The sequence below is a fragment of the Limnospira sp. PMC 289.06 genome, from assembly GCF_032350395.1.
Taxonomy (GTDB): Bacteria; Cyanobacteriota; Cyanobacteriia; order Cyanobacteriales; family Microcoleaceae; genus Limnospira; species Limnospira platensis.
In genome coordinates this window covers 1-12088 of sequence record NZ_JARPLC010000132.1, presented here as the reverse complement: position 1 = coordinate 12088, position 12088 = coordinate 1, and the positions used below count along the sequence as shown (strand labels likewise).

Sequence of the window (12088 nt, the reverse complement as noted above, 5' to 3'; positions counted from 1 at the left end):
AGTTTTGTCGCCATGCTCTTGGGCAAAAGCCTTGAATTTTTGCCAGTCGGTAATTTGGTGGTTATGACCAGGTGGGCGATTAGGTTTAGGGAGGAAGTCTCCGGTGTGTTCTTTTCTTTGCAGCCAGAGATTGATAGTGTTCCGGCTGAGATGGAAAAATTGACTGGCTTTGGTTTTGGACATACCGTATAGTTCAATTGCATTGATAACTTTTTGTCTAAGGTCGTAACTGTAGGGGGCTGGCATTTTGGGTCTTCTGTAGATATCCTTGCCATTATACGTCCTAACTTTTCTGTCTTATGCTATATCAGATAGATTAATCTACCCGTTACAACCCTATAAGCCAATACCCCTAGATTAAACCCCTAGGGGTTATTTTATGGCTACAGATTGATCGATCCTACTACGGTTTTGAGTAACACCTAAGTAACGGTAGAATAGGGGTTATAGGCTATGTATCAGGTTCGAGCCCGCTTAGCTCCATTTCAGTTGTTAGATCTCTTGTTCCTGAACTATCATGGGAGCTACTATTTGCTTTTGTTTCTAACTCCATTAAATAAGACCACGCGAGCTTGTGTCATCTCCCAAACCTGAGAAAATCGACTTACATAGTGATTATCCCTGTCCCTGTCGTCGAAAGGGTAATCTGGTTCCGATTACCTTGACCGAGGCTTTCGGTTGCGGTCGCTGTCAGCAGATTTTTGTAGTTGATGAGAGCGGTTATTCCCTAGAACAACTAGCCACCCACTACCCCTACAAACAGGCTTGGTGGTGGACTGGACAACAATGGTATCGCGCCACCCCAGGAATGCGATCGCACTATCTACCCTTAGCTTTGGGGATGCTTCTAGTCCCCCTGGTGATTTGGCTACCCCTAGCCATGTACTCTCCCGGGGGCAACATCTTGCTTTGGGCAATAGTTGCTGTTATGCTGGCGATGTTGCCAGCAATCATGGTTTGGCTTGCTTACAGGCGTTAGCTCGATGATCATTGATGATTTTTCTTCTACCCCAGATCCATTAAACCCTTCTCGTCGGGCCTATTTTGCCAGTCTTGAATTGACACAGATATCAGGAGAAGATCGGGGTCAAGCAATAAACAGAATGGCTGATGGTCTCAAACAACGAAAAAATGACATTCTGGAAGCGAACACCCTTGACTTGGAAGCCAGCAGAGAAATGGGGGTTTCCGAAGTGATTGGAGATTGGTTAAAACTGACTCCAGTTCGCCTAGAAAAAGCGATTAAGGTATTGGAAAGGTTAAGCACCATCTCCGATCCTATCGGTCGGGTGGTTAGCGCTCCTTACCAAATCAAACAGTATAAGGGCTATTATCAGTATATACCCCTGGGAGTCATTGCCCTCATTTACGAGGCTTTTCCTGAATTAGGGGCGATCGCCGCCGGTTTTGCTCTCAAAACTGCTAATAGTTTAATTCTCCAGGGAAGTAGTGAGGCTAACTCTTCCAATCAAATTATCGCCGAAACCCTACAATCAGCCCTAGAAGATGCGCGAATGCCGCCGGGATGTTTAGAATTTGTTCCCGCTGACCCTGATCATCCTATCCCCGATTTAGTCACCGAAGACAGATATATCAACCTGATTATACCATACGGGCGACCCCAATTAATCCAAGAAGTGATTAATAAAGCCACAGTTCCCATTCTGAAAACAGCCATGGGGAATTGTTATCTTTACTGGTCTGCTACCGCTAGTATGGATTTAGTCCGGTGGATGATTACGGATAGCCATAAAAGTGAACCCGACCCAGTAAATGCGATCGAAAAGGTCTTAATTGACCCTCATCAAAAAAACTCTTCCCTAGTGCGACTCTTAAATAGTTTGCAGGAAGAAGGTTTCCAATTACGAGGCGATCGCGATTTCATCCAAAACTTTCCCGAATTAACGGAAGCCGAACCCTCAGAATGGTATCATCCCTATTTGTCAAAAACCATAGCCTTCCGATTTGTGGAAAACCTCGAAAATGCGATCGGCATGATGAATCAGTGTAGCAGCAACCACGCCAATTGTATAGCGACCGAATCCTATAGCGAAAGTCGTATATTTGCCCAAAATTCCAATAGTGCGCTCACCTTCATGAACACATCCCCCCAATTTTCACGTCATCAAAACCGAGGGGATGCGTTGTTTTTAGGAGTGTCGAATCAGAAAGGATATCGACGGGGTTTAATTAGCCTAGAAAGCCTAATGACCCTGAAACATATTGTACAGGGTAATGGCAGAGTGTGAACTTAACCCGGCTGTCAGAGTCTAAGTTAGCTTCTGACCTACTCAGGAACAACTTTTGTCGCCGGGGCTAGTTTTCCACCAATTTAACTTTTTTAGCCAAACCCAAAAATTGTAGAAGTTGAATAGTCATCCAGGTTAAATCAATTTCCCACCATTTCAGACCATGACGGGCGGAATATTGGAAAGCATGGTGATTATTGTGCCAGCCTTCCCCATAGGTGACAAGAGCAACCCACCAACAATTTTTCGAGTTATCATTAGATTGATATGTTTGATAGCCAAACTTGTGAGTAGCGCTATTGACAAACCAGGTACAATGAAAAACCACAACGATGCGGAAAAAGATGCCCCAGACGACCAACGGCCATCCTCCGAGAAGATATAAAACCACACCCAAGGCGACTTGGATGGGAATGAAATAATTTTGCAGGAACAGATAAACTGGGTCTTCGTTGATATCTTTGGTAAAGCGGGGAACATCAGCATCAGCAGGAATTTCCCGCAACATCCAACCCATGTGACTCCACCAAAAACCCTTGTTAGAGTCGTGGGGGTCAAGGGTTTGATCAGAGTACAGATGGTGCATACGGTGTAAACCGACCCACTGGATAGGTCCTCCTTGACAGGCTAAAGCGCCGCAAAAAGCCAAGAAATATTCTAGCCATTTGGGAGTTTCAAAACTGCGGTGGGTGATTAAGCGGTGAAACCCTAGGGTAATTCCTAAGCCACCAGTTACCCAGTGCAAAAATACGGCCACACCAATTGCAGCCCAGCTAAAATTACTCGGGACTAGGACAAAAAGTGCGCCAATGTGGAGGAATGCCATAAATATTATGGTCATCCAGTCGAGTTTGAGTTTGGTTTCAGTTGCAATCGTCATGAATATCAAATTTTTGAACAGACCAGACCTGTTGGCGGCATAATATGCAGCACCCCTAATTCAGCTTTAGTCAGGTAATGAGACACAGCATAGAGTCACTACATGAAGCGCCACAGGCATTATCCCCAATTTTTTCGGGAATTGACACTAAGGTCAAGCACCACCTCCGACGAGTGTTAGATGCTTTCCGTACTCACCGGGTAGGAACCCATCATTTTGCCGGAGTTTCCGGCTACGGACACGATGATCTCGGTCGTCAAACTTTTGATCGCGTGTTTGCGGATGTTATGGGCGCAGAAGCGGCGGCGGTAAGAGTCCAGTTTGTTTCTGGAACTCATGCGATCGCCTGTGCCCTTTTTGGGTGTCTGCGTCCAGGGGATGAGATGCTGGCCGTAGTTGGTTCTCCCTACGATACCCTCGAAGAGGTTATCGGTTTACGCGGAAAAGGTCAAGGTTCCTTAATAGAGTTTGGCATACTTTACCGACAATTAGATCTTTGTGCTGATGGAAGTTTGGATTGGTCGGCTTTATCAACAGCGATCGCACCCCATACTCGTTTGGTTTTGATTCAGCGCTCTTGTGGCTATTCCTGGCGCAATTCCCTTTCCATTGCTGATATTGAGAGGGTTGTCCAGATGGTGAAGGCACAAAATCCCGATACTATCTGTTTTGTGGACAACTGCTATGGCGAGTTTGTGGAAGACCGGGAACCGACGGCGGTGGGGGCTGATTTGATAGCTGGTTCCCTGATTAAAAATCCGGGGGGGACTATTGCGGCGGCGGGGGGTTATGTGGCGGGGCGTTCAGATTTGGTAGAAGCGGCCGCCTGTCGCCTCACCGCGCCCGGTATTGGTAGCAGTGGGGGGGCAACCTTTGAACAATACCGATTGCTGTTTCAGGGGCTATTCCTTGCGCCTCAGATGGTGGGGGAAGCGGTTAAGGGGGGACATTTGATTGCTTATGTGTTTGACCAGTTGGGTTATCGGGTTAATCCTGCGCCTCTGATACCTCGGCGCGATATTATTCAGGCGATCGAGTTGGGTTCACCCGATAAGTTGGTGGCTTTTTGTCGCATTTTGCAGAAGTTTTCGCCTATTGGGTCCTATCTTGATCCGGTTCCGGGGGAAATGCCAGGATATGAGAGTGAGTTGGTGATGGCGGGGGGGACTTTTATTGATGGTAGTACCTCTGAGTTTTCGGCTGATGGTCCTTTGCGAGAACCCTATATTGTTTTCTGTCAGGGGGGGACTCACTGGACTCATGTGGCGATCGCTTTGGAAGCTGCTATAGAAGCGATCGCTTCCCTAAATGATGCTTAATCCGTCAATTTAGCTACTGACTTGGCCGGCGGCCAAGACAATCGCTGCCCTCCGGTAATAGCTGGGGAACTTGTAAAAGGTCTGGTCAAATTGCCGGTATTTGGGGTTGGGGTTCTTGGCGGTTGGGTGAATCAGTTTCTCAACGGCTAGAACCCGTTTTTGACTCGATAACCCTCCGAGAGACGGCCAATGAGTTAAGAGAATTCCTATCAAATGCCGACAGACACCTAGGGAGACCTCAACCGTTTGGCTCAACAGCACTCGCGCTGCTGCTGTCGGGTTAAGATTCCATCGGTCTGTACGGACGATTGATGTGGATTTGTTGGTTGCCATAACGCGCTTGTTACCCCAAGGCTTGTCAGATCGGCAGCTCCTTGACCCCCACCTGCCGTTCGGCGAGGTGGGGGAATGCGTCGCTATTTTTGTTCAAATCTTCATAGGCGACCAAATCGTTAGATTGGATAACGGAATACGCCAATCTCTTGCAATATTCTTTTCGCTGCCTACTTACTCTTAAATGCTTACGAGCATATCTATTTCTAGCTTTGTGATAGTTGTTCGATTGCTTTTTTTGGGCTGTTTTTTTAGCTGGACTGTACTTTTTAGACTTCTTTCGATTGGCTCTCTTTAACTGCTTTTCAGCTTGGCGGTAGAACTTGGGAGATGGTTCAACATTGCCTTTATTGTCAGCAATAAATTATCTAATTCCTAAGTCTAAACTTACGATTTTATGAGTGGGTTCAGTCTCTATCCTGACATTGACAGCGATCGCAAATTGAGCATAGTATCCGTCAGCCCGGCGGACTAATCGGACTCGTTTAATTTGCTTGATATCGTAGTAGTTGAGGTCCCAGGTTCCCTTTAATTTCAGAGTTCCGATACCTTTTTTGTCAGAAAAGGTAATAGCTTTTCTGGTTTCCGAAAGTTTCCATCCGCTAGTTTTATATTCAACTGAGCGAGCATTTTTCTTGAACTTAGGAAATCCCTTTTTCCCCTTAACTTTTTTCTGACAGTTATCGTAGAAGCGAGAAATAGCCAACCAAGCGCGTTCAGGCGCTGATTGTCTAGCCATCGAGTTCAATTCATTAGCCCAAGGAAACTCAGCCGCTAAGACAGCACAATATTTATTAAGGTCATATTTTCCCACCCTCTTATTGTCCATCCAATAGCGCAAACATTTGTTTTGGATGAACTGAGATGTGCGAATAGCCTCGTCTATAGCTTGGTACTGAGATGGTTTGGCTTTTATTTTGAACTTGTATACAATCATTGCCCAACTTAACAAGGTTATGCTATTATGGCATATAAATGAAAAGATAGCAATAGTAGGTAAGCGAATTTATTCGCCTTTGCCGCTACATCCGCCCTTTAAATAGAGTCGGCCAAAGCGGCTATCGAGTATTTCCAGATCATGCAACTTTTCACATTCCCACGACAAACGGCGCGAGGATTCTCAGTTCTTTCTCAGTCCATGCAAGAGGTGCTTATGACGGGCCAGGACTTACGACAACTTCTGTTAAACAAGTGGGGAGTCTCCTATGATATCCAACTGCGGCGGACGCGGGGCAAAATTTTTGTCCAAGTTATGTGGAAGTACCTAGAACAGGCTTCTTTTCATTTGGGTGAGGCTGAGTATCTCGATCACCTCAATGCGATCGCTGATTATCTCACCAGTTTGGGAGGATCACAACAGGTTACCAATTATATCCTGAACACTCGCGATCGCCCCCGGCTAGGAAAAGCCGTCAGTATTCCCATTGACTTGGGGGGTAGGGCTTCCGAATGGATGGTCTAATCAGAGTCCTCCGTTACCAGGGGAATAGTAATCGTGAACCTAGCCCCTGAGTCGATTTGGGAGGTACAGGTTAACTTACCTCGGTGTTTTTCTTCGATAATATGGCGAGAGATAGCTAACCCAATACCTGTACCCTTACCAATAGATTTAGTCGTAAATAGATAATCAAAAATTTTCTCTTGCACTTGTGCAGTCATACCAATTCCATTATCTTCAATCCTAATCACTGCTGATGTGCCATCTTCTCCCAGTTCAGTGGTAATTTTGATCGAGTGGGGGTCTTTCTCTAAGTCCTCATAGCTGGAACCCTCACTAGCATACTCGATCGCATCAATACCATTAGTGATCAAATTCATGAATACCTGATTCATCTGGCTGGGGTAGCATCTAATCGGCGGAAGGTACCCATATTCTTTAATCACCATGATCGCAGGTCGATCGCGATTCGCTTTTAATCGATGCTGTAAAATCAGCAAAGTGCTTTCAATACCTTGATGCAGGTCGAACAATACCGCATTATTATCATCGGAGCGTGAGAAAGTCCTCAGACTTTGGCTGATATTGCGGATGCGTTCTGTCCCCACTCGCATAGAAGCAATCAGTTGCGGTAGATCCTCCATCAGATATTCAAGATCAATGTCCTCGGCGTGATGATCAAGATCCGGCGGTGCTTCCGGGAACATCTGTTGGTACATTTGCAAGTGTTTCAGCAAGTCGAACACATAAATACTCGCATGGCTCAAATTCGCTTCAATAAAACCAATCGGATTATTGATTTCATGGGCCACCCCAGCCACCAGTTGACCCAAGGTAGACATTTTTTCACTCTGAACCAGTTGTAGTTGAAATTTTCGCAGGTTATCTAGGGCCTGGGTTAGTTCGTGGGTGCGTTCCGCTACTCTCTGTTCTAGTTGGAAGTTGCGATCGGCTAGTTGTTGGGTTAGGTAACGGATCTTTAAATGTACATTAACACGGGCCAGCACTTCTTCTGGCTGAAACGGTTTCGTAATATAGTCTACTGCTCCTAGGGATAAGCCTTTCACCTTATCGGCCGTATCGTCTAGGGCTGTCATCAGAATTACTGGGATATTACAGGTTGAAGGGTTCTGTTTCAGACGGCGACAGGTTTCAAAGCCGTCCATCTTAGGCATGACGATATCCAGCAGAATTAGATCCGGTTGGATCGCTTCCGCTTGGGCGATCGCTTCAATGCCATTGGTGGCGATCGCTATTTGACAACCCACATTGGCGATCGTATCGGCAATCAAACTCAGATTTGATCGGTTATCCTCGACAATTAAAATTGTGTCATCGGTCGAATCAGTCATGGGATCGGGGGGTGTGAAGGTAGTTGGCCAGATTGCTTAATTACCTGATGGCGATAAATAATGAATTGCATCTACTTACTCAATTGTAGCTCAAAGCTGGGGTTTCCTTTCGGGTTCCTTGAGGCGATCGCTACTCTACCCATCATAAATCAGCCTCAAATAAATGAGACAACAACCTCTACTGTGTGGTAATATAGTAAGCACACCTTTCCTATAACTTATTCAACTCACCTACTTAAATCATGACAACATCTTCCGTCAAAGCATCACAATTCCAGCTTGAATCCAATTCTGGGGAGTGCGGAGTCTCCAAACTTCCACCCGAGGCATTGACTCTTATGGCTGACTTTTTTAAAGTTCTTTCCGAAGTCAGTCGCCTCCAGATTGTTTGCTGCTTAAAAACTGGTGCCAAAAATGTTACTCAAATTATTGAAGCCACTGGTTTAGGACAAGCTAACGTTTCCAAACACTTAAAAATGCTTGCTCAAGCTGGGATTGTCACTCGCCGGCAACAGGGGGTTAATGTTTATTATGAAATTGCTAATCCTTTCCTATTTGAGTTGTGTGAGTTAGTCTGTGATTCCCTATCGGTTCAGATAAATCAGCAAAACAAACAGTTTGAAAAGCTCCGAGTTCTTCAAGAAGCATTCTAGCTTCCTAATTAATCACCCGACACAGCCCCTAATTCCCTAGGTCAGTGTCGGGATTTACTAATATTGACAAGTTAGCCTAAGATTTTTGTCCCGCTAACATATCCGCCTCAAAAGGTTTCCCTTTTAACATCCGATTCCAATACAGCCAAGGCAAAACATAGCGCTTCACTAACCACATACTATAACGTTCTTCCGTCGGGTCGAATGGAAAACTAGATTTCGGAACACCATCATAATCAAACTCTGCCATAATTGTCCGCCCATAACCTGTTACCAACGGACAGCAAGCATACCCGCCATATTTTCCCCCTAGTTGTTTAGCAGCCATCACCGCTAACAAATTCTCCACTAATGCGGGTGCTTGTCGCCGAATAGCAGCCGCTGTTTTAGAATTGGGAAGAGACGAAGCATCCCCTAAGCTAAAAACATTCGGATAAACATTATGTTGCAGCGTGTATTTGTCTACATCTACCCAACCTTTCGTGGGTCCCTCTTTCACCGCTAAAGGACTGTTTTTAATAAAATCAGGGGCACTCATTGGCGGCGTGACATGAATCATATCATATTTAATCCTGATTTCCTCTACTCCCGCCTCCGTGGTTTTTTCAAAAACTGCTTCCTGGCTTGAGGGAATAATCGCTTTCAGATTATGCTTATATTTGACATCAATATTTCGGCGCGCGGCAATCTTTTCTAAAGATTCACAGTAGCCTGTTATCCCAAAAATTTTGGCTCCCGGAGTTCCATAAATCACATTCGACCGATTCCTAACTCCATTTTTGATGAAAGTATCATCCGCCAAATACATGATTTTTTGAGGCGCTCCCGCACACTTAATAGGAGTCGCAGGAAAAGTGAAAATCGCGTTCCCTCCTTGAAAATTCTTGATCACTTCCCAGGTGTACTCGGCATAATCTTTAGAATAGTTGCTAGTTACCCCATTTTTGCCGATCGCATCTGTTAGTCCTTCTACTTTATCCCAGTCAATTTGAATCCCTGGACAAACTATCAGATAATCATATTTGATGGCTCGTCCATCTTGCAGAATCACTAGATTTTGCTCTGGTTCAAAGGTTTTTGCTGCTGCTTTCAACCAGGTAGCACCCGTAGGAATACAGTCTTTTTCCTCCCGGATAGTATCTTCAAGACGATAAGCACCACCACCCACTAAAGTCCAAGCTGGTTGATAGTAATGTTTATCTGAGGGTTCAATAATAGCGATATCTAGGCTACTATCCTGTTGTAAAATTTGGGCAGCCACAGTTATGCCAGCCGCTCCCCCACCCACAACCACAATGGTATGATGGAGAGAATCTGTGATGGTTTTGGATGTGGGACTTTCCGAATTTGTCATAAGGTATTTTTACTCCCGTGACTTTAACTTTAATAATTTTAGGCTTTATTGTCAACCAGATCACACCAATCATCAAAATTGTTAACAATTGATCAACACCAATTATTAACCTGAATTTTGATGATAGTATGCTAGTCCCATAACAACAACGATTGCATCATTATTGAACTAGCTATAACCAAAATGGTAGCTGCTAGAGTATTTATACATATCATTCAACCCAGTTGCGCCACCATTCTAATCATTCGTTCAACTGAAAACTGATCTATACATAGCCATTGACATATTCTACCATAAATGCTATAATCGCGTCAACCTTGAGCCATATATTTACCTCCATATTGATGGATTTTTAATATTTTTATTAATCAGATAAATCTCGGCTAAAGTCCCATAAACTAAATCATCAAATCAATCCTATGGTTGCCCACGATCTCATCGAAACCATCAAACAAGATTATCAAAACTTTCCCGATAATCAAACCTATAGTATTTATGCAGAAAACGTTTATTTTAAAGACCCTGTTAATGAATTTTCGGGATGCGATCGCTATCAAAAAATGATCAACTTCATGGCCACCTGGTTTCAGGATATCCAATTAGACTTACATGATATTTCGGAATCTGGGGACACCATCGAGACCCAATGGACTCTCAGTTGGACCGTATCTGTACTGCCCTGGGCTCCGCGACTATCCATCCCCGGTTACAGCCACCTACACATCAACCCAGAAGGCTTAATTGACCGCCACATAGACTACTGGAACTGTTCCCGCCTCGCCGTAGTCAAACAGCTTTTTCAACAAAACAGCCCTAAACGTTAGAATAATGTAAACATATTTTAAGCGGGACTCAAAACTATATGCGCGTGATTTTAATGACCGGAAAAGGAGGCGTTGGTAAAACCTCCGTGGCGGCGGCCACAGGCTTACGGTGCGCCGAACTAGGCTATAAAACCCTGGTATTAAGTACAGACCCAGCCCACTCCCTAGCAGATAGTTTTGATGAACCCCTCGGCCATGAACCCCGCCAGGTGAAACCCAACCTATGGGGCGCAGAACTAGACGCACTGATGGAATTAGAGGGAAACTGGGGGGCTGTCAAACGCTATATCACTCAAGTTCTGCAAGCGCGGGGACTTGATGGCGTTCAAGCCGAGGAATTGGCTATCCTTCCCGGAATGGACGAAATTTTCGGCTTGGTGCGAATGAAGCGGCACTATGACGAGGGGGAATTTGAGGTTCTCATCATTGACTCAGCGCCCACAGGGACTGCTCTGCGCCTATTAAGTTTGCCGGAGGTAGGTGGGTGGTATATGAGAAAATTTTATAAACCGTTACAAGGGATGTCGGCCGCTCTGCGTCCTTTAGTGGAACCCATCTTTAAACCTATTGCTGGTTTTTCCCTCCCGGACAAAGAAGTAATGGATGCACCCTATGAATTTTACGAGCAAATCGAAGCCTTAGAAAAGGTATTAACTGATAATCAGAAAACCTCAGTGCGTCTGGTAACTAACCCAGAAAAAATGGTAATTAAAGAATCCTTGCGCGCCCATGCTTATCTGAGTTTGTACAATGTAGCCACGGATTTAGTGATTGCGAATCGGATTATCCCCGACTCAGTAACCGATCCATTTTTCCAACGCTGGAAGGAGAACCAACAGCAATATCGCCAGGAAATACATGATAATTTCCGCCCTCTTCCTGTCAAAGAAGTAGAACTATTTACTAAGGAAATGTGCGGTTTTGAAGCCTTAGAGCAACTCAAGGATATTTTGTATAAAGATGAAGACCCGACTCTGGTTTATTATCAGGAAAATACTATGCGGGTTATCCAAGATAAAGAATACTATAGTTTGGAGTTATATTTACCGGGAATTCCCAAGGAACAGATACAGTTAAACAAGACGGGTGATGAGTTAAATATCCGTATTGGGAACCACCGCCGCAATTTAGTTTTACCCCAAGCGTTAGCGGCTTTGCAGCCTTCCGGGGCGAAAATGGAGGAAGATTATTTGAAAATTCGATTTGCTGACGTGGCGAAGATTTCCTAAAACTTCTCAATTCCGGGTTCAGTGATTAAGGTAGCTGAATCCGGTTTGTGAGTGTAGTTGAGTATTGGACTTTATTTCGTCCGGCAGCTTTAGCACGATATAGGGCTTGGTCAGCATTTTTAATCAAATATAGCAATACGCAAATACATTAGTACAGCTTTTGAACGCTGCATCTACACATTCTCTCACCGCTTCAAAGTCTTTAAGTTTTGGTCTCATCCATGTCTTTAAGGGAGACCACCAATTTTCAATTTTATTCAAATCTGGTGAATAAGCTGGCAAGTACCAGATTTCGCATCCCACTTCTTCTACCATTTCTTTTATGCTTTCACCGTGATGAAAACTCCCATTGTCAAGAATAATAATATCTCCCTCTTCTAGCTGAGGGAGCAAACATCGGTCCTCTAGCCCTGGGTTTGTCGTCTGCTTCTAATCTTTTGACCTCTCTTTCTATTAC

Annotated in this window: 14 protein-coding genes and 1 pseudogene; 7 read left to right on the top strand and 8 right to left on the bottom strand. The window is 44.6% G+C overall.

Features of this window, described 5'->3' with window-relative positions; all coding sequences use genetic code 11:
• On the bottom strand, positions 1–246 hold a 246-nt coding region (locus tag P5674_RS20025; protein WP_315642947.1), incomplete at its 3' end, for an IS630 transposase-related protein.
• A gap of 328 nt (positions 247–574) precedes the next feature.
• On the opposite strand from P5674_RS20025, the gene P5674_RS20020 reads away from it, so the two are divergent.
• Together P5674_RS20020 and P5674_RS20015 are read left to right on the top strand one after the other, a co-directional pair.
• Positions 575–979 (top strand): hypothetical protein, encoded by a 405-nt coding sequence (locus P5674_RS20020; protein ID WP_006616283.1) that lies wholly within the window; start codon positions 575–577, stop codon positions 977–979.
• 4 nt (positions 980–983) lie between these two features.
• Positions 984–2249 carry a glutamate-5-semialdehyde dehydrogenase gene (locus P5674_RS20015; RefSeq protein ID WP_014276474.1) on the top strand — a complete coding sequence of 422 codons (1266 nt, stop codon included), beginning with the start codon at positions 984–986 and terminating at the stop codon, positions 2247–2249.
• 67 nt (positions 2250–2316) lie between these two features.
• Here the strand turns inward: P5674_RS20015 and P5674_RS20010 are convergent, their stop codons facing one another.
• Positions 2317–3129 carry an acyl-CoA desaturase gene (locus P5674_RS20010; RefSeq protein WP_006616281.1) on the bottom strand — a complete coding sequence of 271 codons (813 nt, stop codon included), beginning with the start codon at positions 3127–3129 and terminating at the stop codon, positions 2317–2319.
• A 77-nt stretch (positions 3130–3206) separates the two neighbouring features.
• Between P5674_RS20010 and P5674_RS20005 the strand changes: the two genes are divergently transcribed.
• Positions 3207–4448 carry a methionine gamma-lyase family protein gene (locus P5674_RS20005; RefSeq protein ID WP_014276475.1) on the top strand — a complete coding sequence of 414 codons (1242 nt, stop codon included), beginning with the start codon at positions 3207–3209 and terminating at the stop codon, positions 4446–4448.
• Between the two features lie 9 nt (positions 4449–4457).
• Here P5674_RS20005 and P5674_RS20000 read toward each other — a convergent pair whose 3' ends face one another.
• The 3 genes from P5674_RS20000 to P5674_RS19995 are packed head-to-tail and all read right to left on the bottom strand — an operon-like array spanning position 4458 to position 5610.
• Complete coding sequence (locus P5674_RS20000; RefSeq protein WP_014276476.1) at positions 4458–4781, bottom strand: hypothetical protein; 324 nt, start codon at positions 4779–4781, stop codon at positions 4458–4460.
• A 25-nt stretch (positions 4782–4806) separates the two neighbouring features.
• Positions 4807–5142 (bottom strand): transposase, encoded by a 336-nt coding sequence (locus P5674_RS26670; RefSeq protein ID WP_353912634.1) that lies wholly within the window; start codon positions 5140–5142, stop codon positions 4807–4809.
• Between the two features lie 3 nt (positions 5143–5145).
• The gene (locus P5674_RS19995; RefSeq protein ID WP_315670222.1) at positions 5146–5610 is read right to left on the bottom strand and encodes a transposase; all 465 of its coding nucleotides are present in this window, start codon (positions 5608–5610) and stop codon (positions 5146–5148) included.
• A 324-nt stretch (positions 5611–5934) separates the two neighbouring features.
• On the opposite strand from P5674_RS19995, the gene P5674_RS19990 reads away from it, so the two are divergent.
• Positions 5935–6243: a DUF3067 family protein gene (locus tag P5674_RS19990; protein ID WP_006617013.1), complete on the top strand. Its 309-nt coding sequence runs from the start codon at positions 5935–5937 to the stop codon at positions 6241–6243.
• Here P5674_RS19990 and P5674_RS19985 read toward each other — a convergent pair.
• Positions 6240–7571 carry a hybrid sensor histidine kinase/response regulator gene (locus tag P5674_RS19985; RefSeq protein ID WP_006617012.1) on the bottom strand — a complete coding sequence of 444 codons (1332 nt, stop codon included), beginning with the start codon at positions 7569–7571 and terminating at the stop codon, positions 6240–6242. The two genes, P5674_RS19990 and P5674_RS19985, sit on opposite strands and share 4 nt — an antisense overlap.
• A gap of 242 nt (positions 7572–7813) precedes the next feature.
• Between P5674_RS19985 and P5674_RS19980 the strand changes: the two genes are divergently transcribed.
• Complete coding sequence (locus P5674_RS19980; protein WP_014276477.1) at positions 7814–8224, top strand: ArsR/SmtB family transcription factor; 411 nt, start codon at positions 7814–7816, stop codon at positions 8222–8224.
• 76 nt (positions 8225–8300) lie between these two features.
• Here P5674_RS19980 and P5674_RS19975 read toward each other — a convergent pair whose 3' ends face one another.
• The gene (locus tag P5674_RS19975; protein ID WP_006617010.1) at positions 8301–9578 is read right to left on the bottom strand and encodes an NAD(P)/FAD-dependent oxidoreductase; all 1278 of its coding nucleotides are present in this window, start codon (positions 9576–9578) and stop codon (positions 8301–8303) included.
• A 419-nt stretch (positions 9579–9997) separates the two neighbouring features.
• Between P5674_RS19975 and P5674_RS19970 the strand changes: the two genes are divergently transcribed.
• Complete coding sequence (locus P5674_RS19970; RefSeq protein ID WP_006617009.1) at positions 9998–10402, top strand: DUF2358 domain-containing protein; 405 nt, start codon at positions 9998–10000, stop codon at positions 10400–10402.
• Positions 10403–10440: 38 nt separating this feature from the next.
• Positions 10441–11631, top strand: coding sequence for a TRC40/GET3/ArsA family transport-energizing ATPase (locus P5674_RS19965; RefSeq protein ID WP_006617008.1), 1191 nt, complete (start codon positions 10441–10443; stop codon positions 11629–11631).
• 123 nt (positions 11632–11754) lie between these two features.
• On the opposite strand, the pseudogene P5674_RS26665 reads toward P5674_RS19965, so the two are convergent.
• Positions 11755–12024, bottom strand: a pseudogene (locus P5674_RS26665) (transposase); the annotation flags it as partial.
• Between the last annotated feature and the right edge of the window lie 64 nt (positions 12025–12088).